This is a genomic window from Carnobacterium sp. GW821-FHT04C06 (assembly GCF_059420345.1).
Genome location: NZ_JBWKTN010000004.1, coordinates 43,877 through 59,922 on the forward strand (window position 1 = coordinate 43,877; position 16,046 = coordinate 59,922).

Sequence of the window (16,046 nt, forward strand, 5' to 3'; positions counted from 1 at the left end):
TCCTCCTAAACATAAATTATTTTACTACTTTATTGTAATGGGTTACGTTATACTTAACTAATACTTATATACAATAGTTAGCTATTGTTTTTAACTATAGGAGGTATTTTAAATGGAATTGCGTGTTTTAAACTATTTTTTAACCGTAGCTAGGGAAAAAACAATTAGTCAAGCAGCACAAGTCCTCCATCTTTCTCAACCTACTCTTTCAAAACAATTGAAGGAATTGGAGGAAGAACTGGGTGTGACGTTATTTGAACGTGGCAATCGATTTATTACGTTAACGGAGGATGGTGTTTATTTGGTCAACAAGGGGAAAGAAATTCTTTCTTTAGTTGATTCAACCACTGCTAATTTAATTAAAAAGGATCGTATTAGTGGGAAAATAACCATTGGTGGAGGTGAAACGCTGGCCTTTCAGTTGATTGGGAAAGTTCTTTATCACTTAAGGGAAGAACACCCTGATATTCAATTGGAACTTTATAGCGGGAATGCGGATGATGTGTTGGAAAAAATTGACAAAGGTGTGCTGGATTTTGGATTGGTGATTGATCCTGTTGAAAAACAGAAGTATGATTTTATTCAGTTGCCTTTGGTGGATCGTTGGGGGTTAATGGTTCATTCAGCTAGTCCTTTGTTTTCTAAACAAACGATTTCTCCTAAAGATATTGAAACAGTTCCTTTATTGGTTTCTAATCAATCTTTTGTGGATACTCAATTAGCTGAGTGGTTAGGGGGAAATTTGGATCATTTAAATGTAGTGGGCACCTATAATTTGCTCTATAATGCTTCTTTATTAGTAAAAGAAGATGTGGCTAGTGCACTTTGTATTGATGGCATTATCAACACCACTGGTACGAATTTAACCTTCATTCCATTAATGCCAGAGTTGACTGCCTCCATCAGTATTGTTTGGAAAAAGGATTCATTTTTTTCAAGATCTGCTACTGCTTTTTTACAGTGTATTCAGTCGATTTAACTCCCTTACTTACAAAAAAAGGCTTTTCTCTAAAAATAAAACCACGAATGAGTTTATTTTTAGGAAAAGCCTTTTTACTTATTTAGTTGAGGTTTTTTTCAGCTTAACGATAATAGACTTCATCCAGAAACAGTCCATGAGAAGGAGCTGTCTCACCTGCATGTTGTCTAATTCTATTTTTAAATATCTCTTCAATTGCACTTACTTCCATCGTACCTGCTCCAATTTCTAAAAGGGTGCCCATGATAATTCGAACCATATTGTACAAGAAGCCATCCCCTACAAAAGTGAAATGGAGTAAGCTGCCTTCTCTTTGAATAGAAAGCTCGTCAATGGTTCTAACCGTTGATTTTTTCATTTTTTTAAGAGATGAAAAACCAAGAAAATCATGGCTTCCTACTAATAGGCTACAAGCTTGATTCATTTTATCAATGTCTAACGGTTGAGGATAGTGTAAGCTATAGTAACGTTCAAAGGCAGAAGGAATGGCATCATTCCAAACATAGTAGCTGTACTTTTTGCCTGTCGTGTTATAACGCGCATGGAAGCGTTCAGGAACGTCTTCTACTTTTTTTATAATAATGTCTTGCGGTAAGTAACGGTTCATAAAATCAAGCATTTTTTCTCGCTCCATGGTTGTCTCCGTTTTAAAATTCGCCACCTGTCCCCTTGCATGGGCGCCAGCATCTGTTCGACCTGAACCGATAATTTCAATTTTTTCTCCTGTGAGTTGTGTTAAAACACCTTCGATTTTCCCTTGAATGGTGTTATCAGAATCTCCCAGCCTTTGCCAGCCTAAATAGCGTTTTCCGTCGTACTCAATTGTTAGTTTGATATTTCTCATCGTTTTAGTTTGCTCCTCTGATTGCTTAGATTATTTCTTGTGGATGTATTTATTTGTTTATTGTAGCAGTAATGAGGGGAATTCACAATTGGGTGGTTTTTGTTCAGTTACATTCTAATTTTTAAGTATCCATTGTTGAGCTCTTCTAAATGGTTTAACAAACTATCCCTTATTTCATCGTAAGAGACAATATGAGTCAGCATCTCTTGTACTTCTGCTAGACCTATTTTTTTACTCTAGGCTAGGTTACAATCAATCTCTAAAAGAAGTATATACCGTTTTGTTGCAATCATTAGTCTTCTCTCCTCAATAAAGTAATGCGTTTCACCTCACAACTAATTTCTTTATCATGCGATAGTTGACTAGGTTTTCACCATTTCGTTGATTGTCTTGTTTTCTCATCACTTCTAAACCCATTTTCGTAAAAAATGGGACTGCTGTTATTGAAGCATCTGTATAGATAGACTTTGCTTTTTCTAACACTGCATATTTCTCTAGTTCATTAAAAATGAAGCGACCTACACCTTGATGGATCATAGTATAAGAAATATAGAATAAATCAAGATACCCATCGCTTGTTATATTGCCAAATCCCACTAAAGTTTCGTCTTTAATAGCCACTAAACAATAGCTACTTGTTAACTTCTCATGCCACGAATCAAGGTCAGGCTTTTTTTGAAGCCACTCATTTAATTCAGCTTGGCTATAATCCTTACTATTTACCCTTTGAATTGTGCTGTTAAATAGCGTTACGATAGCTGGTAAATACTTGCGATTGTATCTAACTAAACGAATCTCCATTTCATTCATTATGATCTTTTTCATGTTTATGCACCTTTCACTACCCGCGTTTCGGTTAATGTTCCCTCGCCGTATTTCTGACACTCAATTGGGAAGAGTTATTTAAAAATCAATCGCATATAAAACCGAGTCAGCCAATTTAGTGAAACCAGTGGATTGATAAAATTTTTCAGCTGGCGTATCTCGATCCGTATCTAAAATAATCGTATGAACTTCATCAGCCACTAGCTCATTCTTGATTTTATTCATAAATAATTTTCCGTAACCTTTACCTTGAAAAGCTGGATCTATACAAAATGTGTCGAGGTGGTACTGAATTCCTTTATACCACGATCTTGTAAAACCTAATGCGATTCCTATCATCATTTGATCTTTTTCTAAAATAAAGGATTTTTCCGTGTTCATTTGGGCTAAACGTTTAAAATGCGCTACGATATCCTCTACTTTATTTTTTTCATTCCAGGGTTCTTGGCTAAATGTTTTGACGTAAAGTTCAGCTGCAATTGTCGTATCCTTATTGGTTGATTTTCTGATGTTCATTGTTTCCTCCAAATAAGTTCTTTTTTTAAATTATACCGACTATTTTTAAATAGTACAAATGTTGTTGTTTAGTAACTAAATGATGGTTGATTTCTTTTTTTGAATAATTATAAAAGGCCACAAACGTATCTAAATAAACGTTTGTGGTCTTTGATTTACGCTACACTGCTTTATTCTAAATAACATCATCTACAATTGACTAATTGACTATCAAACTAAGAATTTTAATGGAATCAAAAAATTTTACATCATTAAATTTCAGCTACTATTTAACAAATGGCATTCAATTTGGCATTCAAAAATATGACTTTGTGGGGCACATAGAAAAGAAAATTATACTTTTCCTAAAAAATAATATCATTCTTAAAATTGTGTTTTATCTCCATAACTAGAACGATAAACACCATTCAGTCCAGATGTTTGTCCAATTTTGCTCAATTTTCTAATCATGCTTTCTTGTTCTTCATTAAAATGTAATTTTTGATTAAAAGCTGTAAAATAAATAAAATTAACAAGACGATTAATAAGTGGTACATTTTCTTTAGAGTCTTCTAGTTTTGTATAGACTTTTAATAAAACTTCTTTGATGTCTTCCATATCTGATTGATTAAGATGATTGTACAAATCATGTACAATTTGTTTCGATTCACATTTCATTACAATCCCACCTTTTTTATTTCTTCTAAGTTTATTATACACTCATTTGCTCAATTATGAACTAACAAATTCTTCTTAAATACTCTATTAGAATAGAATATTTTTTGAACAATACATTATTTCCAACTTAAAAAAAGTTAGACTCTTCTTTCGAAAAAAACATTTTTTAGAAATCAGACAATATGAACAATTACTAATAACGCTAGTTACACTCACGTTTTCCCTGAAAAAGTAAAAGAAACTGGCGAAAGATTCGCATCATATATTAATTTTTAACATGGCATTCAATTGATTTTTGACAGTACAAAAAAAGCTCTAAGTACTGATATATCAATACTTAGAGCTTGTGTTCAAAGGCTATCCAACCGAGCCTTCCATCTCATACTGAATCAATCGATTCAACTCCACCGCATATTCCATCGGCAGTTCCTTCGTAAACGGCTCCACAAAGCCCATAATAATCATTTCAGTCGCTTCTTGTTCACTCAACCCACGACTCATTAAATAATAAAGCTGCTCCTCAGAAATCTTCGAAACCTTCGCTTCATGCTCTAAAGAAACGTTGCTATTACGAATTTCATTAAAAGGAATGGTATCTGATTTCGATTTGTCATCCATAATAATCGTATCGCACTCGATATGTGAAATCGAGCCTTCACTCTTACGGCCAAAGGTTACTTGTCCGCGATAGTTTACTTCCCCGCCATCTTTAGCAATCGATTTTGAGACGATTGAGCTTGAGGTGTTTGGTGCGTTATGAATCATTTTTGCACCAGTATCTTGGTTTTGACCTTCCCCTGCAAAGGCAATTGACAACATCGTGCCACGTGCGCCACGGCCATCTAGGAAGATACTTGGGTATTTCATCGTTGTTTTCGCGCCTAAGTTTCCGTCAATCCATTCCATTGTTGCGCCTTCTAAGGCTTTGGCTCTCTTCGTTACAAGGTTGTAAACATTGTCTGACCAGTTTTGGATTGTGGTGTAACGGCAATAGGCATCTTTGCGAACAAATATTTCCACGATTGCAGCGTGTAAGCTGTTGGTTGTATAGCTTGGTGCGGTACAGCCTTCTACATAATGCACGCTTGCTTCTTCATCCACGATAATCAAAGTACGTTCAAATTGTCCCATGTTTTCTTGGTTGATTCGGAAATAAGTTTGTAAAGGAACATCACATTTAACGCCTTTTGGTACATAGATAAAGGTTCCACCTGACCATACCGCTGAGTTCAATGCGGCTAGCTTATTATCTGTTGGTGGTACAAGCTTAGCAAAGTACTCTTTAAACAATTCTGGGTACTCTTTTAAGGCTGAATCTGTGTCGGTAAAGACAATTCCTAATTTTTCAAATTCTTCCTTCATGTTATGGTACACCACTTCTGATTCGTACTGAGCGGATGCGCCGGCTAAATATTTTTGCTCTGCTTCTGGAATTCCGATTCTTTCAAAGGTTTCTTTGATTTTTTCAGGTACGTCGTCCCAATCACGGGCAGCTTTATCACTTGAACGGCTGAAATAAGTGATGGCATCGAAATCGATATCGGATAAATCCGGTCCCCATGTTTGCATGTGCATTTTATTAAAGGTTTCTAAGGCTTTTAAACGGAAATCTAGCATCCATTCAGGCTCATCTTTAACTCTTGAAATCTCGCGAACAACGTCTTCGCTTAAACCGGTTCCGGTAGTAAAGACCGATGTGACCTCATCATGAAAACCAAATTGGTAATCTTCTAATTCTGGTACTCCACTCATGTTGGATTCACTCCTTTTGTTTTGTTTTTAAGGTTCATCAGTCACAATGTAAATGACTGTTTAATTCAGTTTGATTGCCTTCGGTTAGTGCTTTTTCTAAGGCCTTCCAGCCAAGGGTTGCGCATTTAATTCTCGCTGGAAATTTTGCCACGCCGCTTAGCATTTGGGCGTCTCCTAGTGCGTCTGGATTGGTCAGCTCTTCGCCTAGTACTAATTTTGAAAAATCGTCTACTAGCGCTAAGGCTTCTTCACGGGTTTTGCCAATCACAGCATCTGTCATCATACTCGCGCTTGCTGTACTAATCGAGCAGCCGCTTCCTGAAAAACGAATGTCTTTGACGGTATCCTGCTCCACTACAAGCTGAATTTGAATCACGTCCCCACAAGTAGGGTTGTTTAATTCTATCTGATTGGTTGAGGCATCTAAGATTCCGTGATGATGTGGATGACTTGAATGATCCAAAATCACTTGACGGTATAAATTGTCTAATCTAGAAAGGGCCATTGGCGAAAAACTCCTTTGTCGCTAAAAGGGCTTTGATAAATGTATCGGCGTCGCTTTTAGTATTGTAAAAATAAAAACTTGCTCTTGCTGTCGAATTGACTTCTAAATAATTCATTAACGGTTGCGCGCAATGATGCCCCGCTCTTACCGCTACGCCTTCCATATCCATCGCCGTTGCCAAATCATGAGGATGAACGCCTTCAAGATTAAAGGTAATCACACCTGTTCGCTTCGCTGGATCAGTTGGGCCATAAATCGTAATTCCTGGAATTTCTTGAAGCTTTGGCAATACATAGGCCACTAATTCTTGTTCATAGTGATGAATGTCTTCCATGCCTAGTTCTGTTAGATAATCAATCGCTGCACCTAAGCCAATTGCTCCTGCTATATTCGGCGTGCCTGCTTCGAATTTCCAAGGCAACTCTTTCCATGTGCTGTCTTCAAGGTACACAAAATCAATCATTTCCCCACCAAATTCAATCGGCTCCATTTTTTCTAATAGACTGCGTTTGCCATATAAGACACCGATGCCGGTTGGCGCTAGCATTTTATGTCCACTAAAGGCGTAGAAATCAACATCTAACTGTTGAACATCGACTGCCATATGTGGAACTGATTGCGCGCCATCAACAACCATTACTGCTCCTACTTGATGAGCGATATCAGTTAATTCTGCAATCGGATTGACTACTCCTAACACGTTGGAAACGTGGGCAATCGCTACGATTTTGGTTTTTGCGGTAATCAGTTTTTTAGCACTTGCTAGGTCCAATTCACCAGTTGGCGTTAACTCAATATATCTAAGGGTTGCTTTTTGTTTTTTAGCTAGCTGCTGCCACGGGATGATATTCGAATGATGTTCCATATAGGAAATCACAATTTCATCACCTTCGTTGACATTCGCTTCCCCAAAACTTTTAGCGACCCAATTTAAGCTGGTTGTTGTTCCTCTTGTAAACAGAACTTCTGCCGTTTCTTTAGCGTTAATAAAGGTTTTGACCTTTTGACGGTCCATTTCGTACTTTGCGGTTGCTCGCTCTGCTAACGTATGAACGCCTCGATGCACATTGGCATTGTCTCTTTGGTAATACGTATTCAACGCGTCTAAAACCTGCTGTGGCTTTTGGCTTGTTGCGGCATTATCAAGGTAAACCAGTGGTTCGTCATTGATTTCTTGAAAAAGGATTGGAAAATCTTTTTTTAAGGCCTCCGCATCAATCATATGCTTAGCTTCCTTTCAATAACATCTACTAGTTCCTCTCGTACAGATTTTACTGGAATTGCTGCAATAACAGAACCTAGGAAGCCACGAATAACTAGACGTTCAGCATCTACCTTTTTAAGTCCGCGACTCATTAAATAATACATTTCTTCTGGATCAACACGACCAACGCTGGCTGCATGTCCAGCAGTAACATCATTTTCATCGATTAAAAGAATTGGGTTCGCATCGCCACGAGCCTTGTCAGATAACATCAAAACACGACTTTCTTGTTGAGCATCTGCTCCTTTTGCGCCTTTGATAATATGACCGATACCATTAAAGGTTAACGTTGATTTGTCACGAATCACACCATGCTGCAGAATATGGCCAATCGAATGACGTCCGTAGTTGGTCACACGTGTATCGATTCCTTGAATTTGTTTGCCCATGCTGATTGCCACGATTTTCACTTCACTGTGACTGCCTTCGCCAATCAAATCTGAATCAAAATCAGCAACCATATCGCCATTGTTCATAATGCCTAGTGCCCAATCAATCGTTGCATCTTTCAATAGATGACCACGTCGATTAAAGTAGGTTGTTGTTGCTTCCCCTAGTTGATCTACAGCTGAGAATTTCACCTTTGATCCTGGTTTAGCTACCACTTCTACAATGATATTGGCTAGGTTTTTTTCAGTCCCAATTGTTTCGTATTTTTCTACATAGCTAAATTGACTGTTTACGTCAGCTAAAATCAATACGTGCTTCACAAAGTTTTCTTTGATTTCACTATTTTGGATAAATAAGGCTTCAAGTGGTTCTTCAATCACTACGTTTTTCGGTACGTATAGGAAAATCCCACTGTTCATAAAGGCTGCATGAAACGCCGTTAATTTGTCTTCATCTGCTTTAACAGCGTATTGCATATAAGCTTCTTTCACTAAATCAGGGTGTTCTTCTAGTGCTGTGAAAATATCCGTAAAAATAACCCCTTTTTCAATCAATTCCATTGGCAACTGCTCAAAAGCTGTTTGACGGCCAATTTGAATTAGTTTAGGTCCATCATTTTTATCATCAATAAATTCATTAGCTAACATCACTGCTTCTGTTTCAGCAGCAATGGTTGGGTCTTCCAGTAACGGCCAACGATTAATTTTTACTCTTTCAAAAAATGGCAATTCTAGTCCATCTATTTTATCTAACATACTTAAACGTAAATCCAACATCCATTCAGGCTCAGCGTGACTTAATGAAAAATCACGGATGGCGTCAAGATGGGTTTTAAAAGTTTTCTCTGTCATCTTGAATCCTCCTTAGTCTTCGTCTAATACGATGTCAATTCCTAGTTCATCGCGAATTCCTTTGTATCCTTCTGCTTCTAAACGTTTCGCAAGCTCTGCGCCACCGGTTTTAACCACAATTCCGTTCATCATAACGTGTACTACGTCTGGTGTGATGTAGTTTAACAGGCGTTGGTAATGGGTAATAATCAATGAACCAAAGTTGTCGCCACGCATTGCATTCACGCCTTTTGATACTACTTTAAGAGCATCGATATCTAAGCCTGAATCGATTTCATCTAAGATTGCAAAGGTTGGTTCGATCATCATTAATTGTAAAATTTCATTGCGTTTTTTCTCTCCGCCTGAAAAGCCTTCGTTTAAATAACGTTCAGCCATTTCTTCTGGCATATCTAAAATCGCCATTTTGCTGTCTAATTTTTTGATAAAGTCCATCACTGAAATTTTATTGTCTTCCTCACGTCGTGCGTTGATTGCAGCACGCATAAATTCAGCATTTGTGATTCCAGCGATTTCACTTGGGTATTGCATCGCTAAGAAAAGACCCGCGCGAGCACGTTCGTCTACTTCCATTTCTAAGACATTTTCGCCGTCTAATAGAATTTCGCCTTCTGTTACTTCATAGCTAGGGTGACCCATAATAGCTGCAGATAAAGTTGATTTACCTGTTCCATTTGGTCCCATGATGGCATGGATTTCCCCAGTTTTCATTGTTAAATTAACACCTTTTAAAATTTCTTTGTCTTCAATTGACACATGTAGATTTTTAATTTCTAAAACTGCCATTTTTGTATCCCCTTTGCTATCTATTTCTACACAAACTATCTGTGTGAGTGTCTTCTTTGACCTTCCTCTATTTTAGCCCAATTGAGAACCTTTCGCAATCAAATACACTAAAAAAGTCTTGAAAAACAAGCGAATATCCTATCAATTTAGAATTTTTATCAAGTAAGTGCTGTTATCATTAGGTTCTCATGCTTACTATTAATTAGCAATTCTTTTTGAAATAGTGTAAAATACTATCTTATAGAAAGTGGGGATTATGAAATGAAGCCAATTATTGGAATAGCAGGAAATTTATTAACAAAACATGCGGAGGTATTTCATGATAATCTTGTGACTTATACGCCTCAAGGTTTTGTTGACGGCGTTCAACAGGCAAATGGTTTGCCATTGGTTTTCCCAATTGGAAACCCCGCAGACGCCAAAGCCTATATTGACCAAATCGATGGTCTCTTATTAGCCGGTGGGCAAGACGTCGCTCCTTCCTTTTACGGAGCAGAACCTAGCCTTAAACTACAGGAAACTGAACCTCGTCGTGATTTCTTTGAAAAAGCCCTGATTGAAGAAGCTTTAAAACAAAAGAAACCTATTTTTGCGGTTTGCCGAGGCATTCAAATTTTAAACAGTGTGCAAGGTGGAACACTTTATCAAGACTTATCAGAATACCCTCAATGGAGCGTCCAGCATTTACAACCCAGTATCCCGACTGTTGGCAGTCATTCAGTTAGTATCGATTCTAAAAGTCATTTAGCTTCATTGCTAGGAACTTCTGTGTTGGTCAATTCTTACCATCACCAAGCAATCAAAGAGTTGGCTACTGATTTTGTCGCAACTGCATGGAGCACGGATGGTTTGGTGGAAGCTTATGAAGCAAAAGATCCTGCGCAAAGCATTGTGGCTGTCCAATGGCATCCTGAATTGATGCAGGCAACCGATGAGAAAATGCAAGGGTTGTTTAATGATTTTATTGAAAGAGCAAGTCATTAAAAACTTCTTAACCCTGCTTTTTGATAATCACAAGTATCTATCTCCCTTTTAAAGATAGACTAAATTAATTTTCGTATTAATAAAAAAACCGACCTCCAAAAATTAATTTTTGGAGGTCGGTTTAATTTTATCGGTTGTAGTAACTTGAAATTCTGCCATTCTATTCGTGCAACTCCAATGGCAAGCCATCTGGATCAAAGAAAAAGGTCATTTTTTCACCTGTATAGTCATCAATTCGAATCGGTTCACAAGGAATTCCTAAAGCCGTTAATTCTGCAATCGTTTCCTCGATTTCCTCAACCTTAAAGGCTAAATGTCGTAAGCCACATGCTTCTGGCTGTGAAACCCGTTTTGGACTGTTTGGCATTGCAAAGATTTCTAGCTCGCTTGCGCCTAATTTTAAATCTAATTTCACATCGTTGCGTTCTTTTCGATGGTTTTCGCGGATAATTTTAAAGCCTAGTTTTTCTACATAAAATTCTTTTGATCGTTGGTAATCTGACACTATAATTGCAACATGATGGATGGTTTGTAAGTTCATAAGTATGCTCCTTTGTCCTAAATCATTCAGTTAAGTTTAACATAATTGGAATCCAATAAAAAAGAAAGTACGCTTTAAAAGCCTACTTTCTCATTTTTTATTCATTAGTCAACCGGTACAACGGCACCTTTCCACTTGTCTAAAATCCATTTTTTTACATCTTCTGATTTTAGTACTTTTACTAGTTTTTTGATGCGTGGATCGTCTTTATCTTCAGAGCGAACTGCAATAATATTTGCATAAGGTGAACTTGTTTTTTCAAGAGCGACTGCGTCTTTTAATGGATCTAATCCGGCATCAACAGCAAAGTTAGAGTTGATTGCAATCAAGTCTCCTTCGTCATTGTCTAGGAACGTTGTCATTAATGCAGGGTCACTTTCATATGTGAATTTTAGCTTTTTAGGGTTTTCAGCGATATCGTCAAAGGTTGCTGTTGTAATATCCACACCTTTTTTAACTTTTACGAGACCGGCATCTTGTAAAATGCTGATTACTCGACCCCAATCGGTTTGTGAATTGCTCACAATTACAGTTGCGCCTTCTTTAACATCTTTTAAATCTTTCACGCGTTTTGAATACAAGCCAAGAGGTTCAATATGAATCTCTCCAGCATTTTCAAATTTGTAATTGTTTTCTTTGACTTGGTTTTTAAAATAAGGAATATGTTGGAAATAGTTCGCATCAATTTCCCCGTCTGCTAAGGCTTTATTGGGAATCACGTAATCAGTATACGTTTTAATATCCAATTTAACCCCTTCTTTTTCAAGAATTGGTTTCACATGTTCTAATATTTCAGCATGAGGGACGTTACTTGCCCCAATTTTCAAGGTATCTTCGTCGCTTTTTTTACTGTCTTTGCCGCCATTTCCACAAGCTGCTAGTGTTCCTACTAAACCTAATGTTAAAATGATTCCAAAAATTTTCGATTTTTTCATAATAAATTCCCCCACATTCTCATTTTTTTATTATCGTTTGTCAATACGTTTTACTGCAATATCGCCAATCGCTTGAATACAAAAGACGATAATTAAAATCACTAGTGTAGCTACAATTGTCACTGCTGTTTGATTGCGTTGGAAGCCTTCTAGGTAAGCTAGATTTCCTAAACCACCTGCTCCAATAACACCCGCCATTGCAGTATAGCCCACTAAAGAAATGGCGGTTACAGTTAAGCCTGAAACGATGGCTGGTAAACTTTCTGGCAATAGTACTTTGTAAATAATTTGAAATTTATTGGCTCCCATTGCTTCTGCTGCTTCAATGACACCTTTATCAATTTCTCTAAAACCAATTTCCACCATCCGTGCATAGAATGGAGCTGCTGAAATAATTAGGGCAGGTAACGCAGCGGTTGGTCCGATAATGCTTCCTACAAGTGCTTTGGTGAAAGGCAATAATAGAACAATTAAAATAATAAAAGGAATTGAGCGGAACACATTGACTAAGATCGCAACGCCCCAATACAATAGTCGCGCCAGTGGGTTGCTTTTTCCACTTGTTTGATAGAGTAGCAAGCCTAGTAAAATACCTAATACAAAGACCAATATCAAAGAACCTGCTGTCATTCCTAAGGTTTGAAGTGTCGCACTTTTGATTTTTTCTGGATCTACTTGTGAAAAATCAACGGTTCCTATTTTAAGATTCTGCATTTGTAATCACCTCAACTTCAACACGTAATGTTCGTAAATTTTTAATTGCATCGTCAATTTTAAGCGACTCTCCTGTTAATTGAACGTAAAGAGAACCGATGGCACCTTCTTGTGTCTGTTGGATACTGCCTTGAATAATGCTCAAATCAATGCCATCTTCTTTGACAACCTTTGAAATGATTGGCAATTTTGCTTGCTCTCCGTGGAAGGTTAGACGGACAACCTTGCCTTCTGGGTATTGCTGTACTAACTCCTCAACCACTAAATTGGTATCTCCAAGATCTGGATTGCTGTCTTGTTGAATGAAGCGCTTGGTCACAGCTTCTTTTGGTTTTGTAAAAATATCTAACACGTTTCCTTGTTCAACAATTTTCCCGTCTTCCATCACAGCCACTTGATCACAGATTTTACGAATCACATGCATTTCGTGAGTAATCAGTACAATTGTTAGGTTTAGTCGTTTGTTGATATCTAATAATAAATCTAACACTTCATCCGTTGTTTGTGGATCTAAAGCACTTGTAGCCTCGTCACAAAGGAGCAAACTAGGATCATTCGCAAGTGCCCGCGCAATTCCCACACGTTGCTTTTGGCCACCAGATAATTGAGCAGGATAAGCATTTTCACGACCTTCTAAACCGACAAGCTGAATCAGCTCTTTGGCTTTTTTTAAGCGTAATGCTTTTGGAAATTGTGCGATTTCAAGAGGAAACATAATGTTTTCAATCACGGTTCTTGACCATAATAAATTGAAATGCTGGAAAACCATGCCGATATTTTGACGTGCTTTACGTAGCGCTCCGCCTTTTAGGCTTGAAATCACTTGCCCATCCACTGAAACGGTTCCTGTTGTTGGTGTTTCTAATCCGTTAAACATGCGGATAAGCGTACTTTTCCCAGCCCCAGAATACCCAACGACTCCATAAATTTCGCCGCTTTTAATTGCTAAATCAACGCCATTTACTGCATTGATTGTTCCATTTTTTGTTTGAAACGATTTTTTTATTGCTTTTAATTCAATCATGTCATTAACCGACCTTTCCTCTTTTTTACTTATGGAAAAATAAAAAAACTCCCATCCCTAAATCAAGTTTCACTTGATTCAAGGACGAAAGTTTTGACGTTTCGTGTTACCACCTTGGTTTATTGATTCATCACTAAATCAACCTCAATCAGTACTTGAGCTTTACTGCAACTCGTTATACTGTGGCACTGTAACGGGTGCACCCGTAATAGATTTACGATTATTCGCTCATCTACTCTGCTCAAAGACCATCTTCAGTTCTACGTACATTTCCTCTTTTCAGCTACCGAGGCTCTCTTATTAAATGCGTGTCAAAACTTACTCTTCTTATCATTGCTTTGTTATTTGAATTGCTCTTAGTGTAGCAGACTGGAAAGTTATCTGTCAACCTATTTGTGGTTCTTTTTCAGATAGGGCATTAAATTCCGTTTCATCTACATCGCTTAATACGGCAATCCAGTTTTCACTAAAATCGGTACTATTTAAAGCTTCTGGATTTTCAGACAAGCCTTCATTTTTTCTAACTAATTTACCCGCAAAAGGCGCGGTTAATTCTGTTACTGCTTTTGCTGCTTCCACACCGATTAAGGTTTCGTTTTTTTCGATTGTAGCTGCTGTATCTGTTAAATCAACGAACATCACTTCACCTAAATCGTCTTGTCCTTTAATAGACAACCCTAAAGTATATTCATTTCCTGCTTTTTGAACCCAAAGTCCATTGTCGCTATATCTGATTGTCATGAATTATCGCTCCACTCTATTTCCAATTTGCTTCGTAATCTGCTTCTTTGAAACCTAAGGTCAATTTTTTTCCATCGGTTGTTAACGGACGTTTGATCAACATTCCATCTGAAGCTAGTAATTCGCAAGCTTCTTCTAAATCCATCTCATCCAATTTATCTTTTAAACCTAACTCACGGTATTTTCCACCACTTGTATTAAAAAAGCGACGTATTGGCAAGCCTGACTGCTCAATCCAAGTCTTTAACTCCGCTTTTGTTGGAGGTGTTTCTAATAAATTGATTGGCTGATAAGCGACTTCGTTTTGATTTAACCATGCTCTGGCTTTTTTACAAGTTGAGCATCTTGGGTGTTCGTAAAATTGAATCATTATTTGGTTCCTCCCGTTTGTCATTTTATTTAGTATAACATGAGGGTGCATTTCATTGTACTTATTTTAAAATTCTCGTTCTTCATCTGAGAACATATAACTCTTATAATGGTACCGCATCGACATAATCAAACCGATGCCCATCATATTGCCAAGTAACGCCGTTCCACCTTGAGAAATAAAAGGTAGCGGAATTCCTGTTAATGGCAACAGCCCGATACTCATTCCAATATTTTCCAATACGTGGAACAAAATCATCATAATAACACCCGTCGCAATGTAGGCATAAAATTCATTTTTTGTGTCAAAACAAATGCGAATCATTTGATAAATTAATAGGAAATAAATAAAAATCAATAAACAGCTGCCAATGAAACCAAAATTTTCAGCAACTGTTGAGAAAATCATGTCTGACTCTCGGACAGGTACATAGACTTCAAAAATGCCATAGCCTTTACCAAATACCTTCCCAGAACCAATTGCCTTCATACTTTGAACAAGCTGGTATGCTGCGTCTGCTGCATCGTGATACGGATCTAACCATGAATCAATTCGGTCAAATTGATATTCATGAAACCCCATTTTTAGTAAGAAGGGTCTATCGTTCATTACTAGCCACAATGCTCCGCCAAATATCCCAAAAGCAGCAATAAACAGAGGCGCAATAATACGCCAAGTAACCCCTGACATTAAGACCATTCCACCAATAATCGCTAAAAATACAAGCGTCGTTCCTAAATCATTTTGCAATTGAACTAACACTAATGGAACTAATGACGTCAACAACATTTTTCCTAATAATAGAAAATCCGTTGAAACCTGATGCCTTGCATACTCGCTATTGTGCTTTGTTACCACTCGCGCCATCATTAAGATAAACGCAACTTTCATGACTTCTGATGGTTGAAAGGTTAAAGGACCAATCTTGAACCAACTCTTTGCACCGGTTACTTTTTCGGTATCTCGATCGTATAAAAAGAGAACAAGAACCAGTAAAATAATACCGCCCCAATACGCAATGGGGGCGAGCTTCCATAACTGCTCGGAATCAAACTGCATAATAACAGCAATTGCTGCTGCACCAACAACATACCACGCAATATGCATGATGGTTGGTTTTAGACCGTTGTCTTGAGCGATTACGGTCGTTGAATAAATTGTTGCGATACTGATGACACACAACAACATAACCGATAAAATAATGCCGTAATCTATTTTAGACTCTCTTTTTCTTTCCATGTTATCAGTCATTTTTTCAAAAATCTCCTTGTTTTAAGCATTTATCTAATCATACCTTATTTTTATTGCTATTTCTATTAGAAACCAGAACTTCTAGAATGCATTTATTCCAAAAATTGGCTAGAATTC

Annotated in this window: 18 protein-coding genes and 1 other annotated feature; of the genes, 2 read left to right on the top strand and 16 right to left on the bottom strand. The window is 37.4% G+C overall.

The window, feature by feature from the left end; translation table 11 throughout:
* Window positions 1–112: 112 nt before the first annotated feature.
* Complete coding sequence (locus tag AC07SW_RS07575; protein WP_311908630.1) at window positions 113–979, top strand: LysR family transcriptional regulator; 867 nt, start codon at window positions 113–115, stop codon at window positions 977–979.
* 103 nt (window positions 980–1,082) lie between these two features.
* Here AC07SW_RS07575 and truA read toward each other — a convergent pair whose 3' ends face one another.
* The 9 genes from truA to sufC all read right to left on the bottom strand — a co-directional run bounded on the left by truA (window position 1,083) and on the right by sufC (window position 9,369).
* Window positions 1,083–1,823: a tRNA pseudouridine(38-40) synthase TruA gene (gene truA / locus AC07SW_RS07580; RefSeq protein ID WP_034568531.1), complete on the bottom strand. Its 741-nt coding sequence runs from the start codon at window positions 1,821–1,823 to the stop codon at window positions 1,083–1,085.
* 324 nt (window positions 1,824–2,147) lie between these two features.
* On the bottom strand, window positions 2,148–2,648 hold the full coding sequence (locus AC07SW_RS07585) for a GNAT family N-acetyltransferase (protein ID WP_490428010.1): 501 nt from the start codon (window positions 2,646–2,648) through the stop codon (window positions 2,148–2,150).
* Between the two features lie 78 nt (window positions 2,649–2,726).
* Complete coding sequence (locus tag AC07SW_RS07590) at window positions 2,727–3,164, bottom strand: GNAT family N-acetyltransferase (RefSeq protein ID WP_494632574.1); 438 nt, start codon at window positions 3,162–3,164, stop codon at window positions 2,727–2,729.
* A 363-nt stretch (window positions 3,165–3,527) separates the two neighbouring features.
* On the bottom strand, window positions 3,528–3,821 hold the full coding sequence (locus AC07SW_RS07595; RefSeq protein ID WP_490424850.1) for a bacteriocin immunity protein: 294 nt from the start codon (window positions 3,819–3,821) through the stop codon (window positions 3,528–3,530).
* Between the two features lie 357 nt (window positions 3,822–4,178).
* On the bottom strand, window positions 4,179–5,573 hold the full coding sequence (sufB, locus tag AC07SW_RS07600) for a Fe-S cluster assembly protein SufB (protein WP_034568514.1): 1,395 nt from the start codon (window positions 5,571–5,573) through the stop codon (window positions 4,179–4,181).
* A gap of 37 nt (window positions 5,574–5,610) precedes the next feature.
* Window positions 5,611–6,078 carry a Fe-S cluster assembly sulfur transfer protein SufU gene (sufU, locus tag AC07SW_RS07605; protein WP_119908392.1) on the bottom strand — a complete coding sequence of 156 codons (468 nt, stop codon included), beginning with the start codon at window positions 6,076–6,078 and terminating at the stop codon, window positions 5,611–5,613.
* Window positions 6,065–7,300, bottom strand: coding sequence for a cysteine desulfurase (locus AC07SW_RS07610; RefSeq protein ID WP_494632575.1), 1,236 nt, complete (start codon window positions 7,298–7,300; stop codon window positions 6,065–6,067). The genes sufU and AC07SW_RS07610 overlap by 14 nt, the downstream gene beginning before the upstream one ends.
* The gene (gene sufD / locus AC07SW_RS07615; protein WP_034568508.1) at window positions 7,297–8,583 is read right to left on the bottom strand and encodes a Fe-S cluster assembly protein SufD; all 1,287 of its coding nucleotides are present in this window, start codon (window positions 8,581–8,583) and stop codon (window positions 7,297–7,299) included. Before sufD ends, AC07SW_RS07610 begins: the two co-directional genes overlap by 4 nt.
* A gap of 12 nt (window positions 8,584–8,595) precedes the next feature.
* Window positions 8,596–9,369, bottom strand: coding sequence for a Fe-S cluster assembly ATPase SufC (sufC, locus tag AC07SW_RS07620; protein WP_034568506.1), 774 nt, complete (start codon window positions 9,367–9,369; stop codon window positions 8,596–8,598).
* Between the two features lie 261 nt (window positions 9,370–9,630).
* Here sufC and AC07SW_RS07625 point away from each other — a divergent pair, with 261 nt between their 5' ends.
* The gene (locus tag AC07SW_RS07625) at window positions 9,631–10,353 is read left to right on the top strand and encodes a gamma-glutamyl-gamma-aminobutyrate hydrolase family protein (RefSeq protein WP_034568504.1); all 723 of its coding nucleotides are present in this window, start codon (window positions 9,631–9,633) and stop codon (window positions 10,351–10,353) included.
* Between the two features lie 160 nt (window positions 10,354–10,513).
* Here the strand turns inward: AC07SW_RS07625 and gloA2 are convergent, their stop codons facing one another.
* From gloA2 to AC07SW_RS07660, 7 genes are all read right to left on the bottom strand, one after another.
* The gene (gene gloA2, locus AC07SW_RS07630; protein WP_034568502.1) at window positions 10,514–10,894 is read right to left on the bottom strand and encodes an SMU1112c/YaeR family gloxylase I-like metalloprotein; all 381 of its coding nucleotides are present in this window, start codon (window positions 10,892–10,894) and stop codon (window positions 10,514–10,516) included.
* 104 nt (window positions 10,895–10,998) lie between these two features.
* On the bottom strand, window positions 10,999–11,829 hold the full coding sequence (locus AC07SW_RS07635) for a MetQ/NlpA family ABC transporter substrate-binding protein (protein ID WP_034568500.1): 831 nt from the start codon (window positions 11,827–11,829) through the stop codon (window positions 10,999–11,001).
* Window positions 11,830–11,859: 30 nt separating this feature from the next.
* Window positions 11,860–12,543: a methionine ABC transporter permease gene (locus AC07SW_RS07640; RefSeq protein WP_490427999.1), complete on the bottom strand. Its 684-nt coding sequence runs from the start codon at window positions 12,541–12,543 to the stop codon at window positions 11,860–11,862.
* A complete protein-coding gene (locus AC07SW_RS07645) occupies window positions 12,530–13,567 on the bottom strand; it encodes a methionine ABC transporter ATP-binding protein (protein ID WP_034568496.1) in 1,038 nt (345 codons plus the stop codon). The genes AC07SW_RS07640 and AC07SW_RS07645 overlap by 14 nt, the downstream gene beginning before the upstream one ends.
* Before the next feature lie 77 nt (window positions 13,568–13,644).
* Window positions 13,645–13,910 (bottom strand) — a binding site (T-box leader).
* A 41-nt stretch (window positions 13,911–13,951) separates the two neighbouring features.
* A complete protein-coding gene (locus tag AC07SW_RS07650) occupies window positions 13,952–14,308 on the bottom strand; it encodes a glycine cleavage system H family protein (RefSeq protein WP_119908395.1) in 357 nt (118 codons plus the stop codon).
* A 16-nt stretch (window positions 14,309–14,324) separates the two neighbouring features.
* Window positions 14,325–14,678: an arsenate reductase family protein gene (locus tag AC07SW_RS07655; RefSeq protein ID WP_311778700.1), complete on the bottom strand. Its 354-nt coding sequence runs from the start codon at window positions 14,676–14,678 to the stop codon at window positions 14,325–14,327.
* A 66-nt stretch (window positions 14,679–14,744) separates the two neighbouring features.
* A complete protein-coding gene (locus tag AC07SW_RS07660) occupies window positions 14,745–15,929 on the bottom strand; it encodes an FtsW/RodA/SpoVE family cell cycle protein (protein WP_135018120.1) in 1,185 nt (394 codons plus the stop codon).
* Window positions 15,930–16,046 lie beyond the last annotated feature (117 nt).

What these genes read in the sequence shown, in the direction of transcription:
- AC07SW_RS07640 (WP_490427999.1), bottom strand. Translation starts at nt 12,543, where the DNA reads ATGCAGAATCTTAAAATAGGAACCGTTGATTTTTCACAAGTAGATCCA.
- AC07SW_RS07645 (WP_034568496.1), bottom strand. Translation starts at nt 13,567, where the DNA reads ATGATTGAATTAAAAGCAATAAAAAAATCGTTTCAAACAAAAAATGGA.
- sufD (WP_034568508.1), bottom strand. Translation starts at nt 8,583, where the DNA reads ATGACAGAGAAAACTTTTAAAACCCATCTTGACGCCATCCGTGATTTT.
- AC07SW_RS07590 (WP_494632574.1), bottom strand. Translation starts at nt 3,164, where the DNA reads ATGAACATCAGAAAATCAACCAATAAGGATACGACAATTGCAGCTGAA.
- AC07SW_RS07650 (WP_119908395.1), bottom strand. Translation starts at nt 14,308, where the DNA reads ATGACAATCAGATATAGCGACAATGGACTTTGGGTTCAAAAAGCAGGA.
- AC07SW_RS07610 (WP_494632575.1), bottom strand. Translation starts at nt 7,300, where the DNA reads ATGATTGATGCGGAGGCCTTAAAAAAAGATTTTCCAATCCTTTTTCAA.
- AC07SW_RS07660 (WP_135018120.1), bottom strand. Translation starts at nt 15,929, where the DNA reads ATGACTGATAACATGGAAAGAAAAAGAGAGTCTAAAATAGATTACGGC.
- AC07SW_RS07635 (WP_034568500.1), bottom strand. Translation starts at nt 11,829, where the DNA reads ATGAAAAAATCGAAAATTTTTGGAATCATTTTAACATTAGGTTTAGTA.
- sufC (WP_034568506.1), bottom strand. Translation starts at nt 9,369, where the DNA reads ATGGCAGTTTTAGAAATTAAAAATCTACATGTGTCAATTGAAGACAAA.
- AC07SW_RS07655 (WP_311778700.1), bottom strand. Translation starts at nt 14,678, where the DNA reads ATGATTCAATTTTACGAACACCCAAGATGCTCAACTTGTAAAAAAGCC.
- sufB (WP_034568514.1), bottom strand. Translation starts at nt 5,573, where the DNA reads ATGAGTGGAGTACCAGAATTAGAAGATTACCAATTTGGTTTTCATGAT.
- AC07SW_RS07585 (WP_490428010.1), bottom strand. Translation starts at nt 2,648, where the DNA reads ATGAAAAAGATCATAATGAATGAAATGGAGATTCGTTTAGTTAGATAC.
- AC07SW_RS07575 (WP_311908630.1), top strand. Translation starts at nt 113, where the DNA reads ATGGAATTGCGTGTTTTAAACTATTTTTTAACCGTAGCTAGGGAAAAA.
- sufU (WP_119908392.1), bottom strand. Translation starts at nt 6,078, where the DNA reads ATGGCCCTTTCTAGATTAGACAATTTATACCGTCAAGTGATTTTGGAT.
- truA (WP_034568531.1), bottom strand. Translation starts at nt 1,823, where the DNA reads ATGAGAAATATCAAACTAACAATTGAGTACGACGGAAAACGCTATTTA.
- AC07SW_RS07625 (WP_034568504.1), top strand. Translation starts at nt 9,631, where the DNA reads ATGAAGCCAATTATTGGAATAGCAGGAAATTTATTAACAAAACATGCG.
- gloA2 (WP_034568502.1), bottom strand. Translation starts at nt 10,894, where the DNA reads ATGAACTTACAAACCATCCATCATGTTGCAATTATAGTGTCAGATTAC.
- AC07SW_RS07595 (WP_490424850.1), bottom strand. Translation starts at nt 3,821, where the DNA reads ATGAAATGTGAATCGAAACAAATTGTACATGATTTGTACAATCATCTT.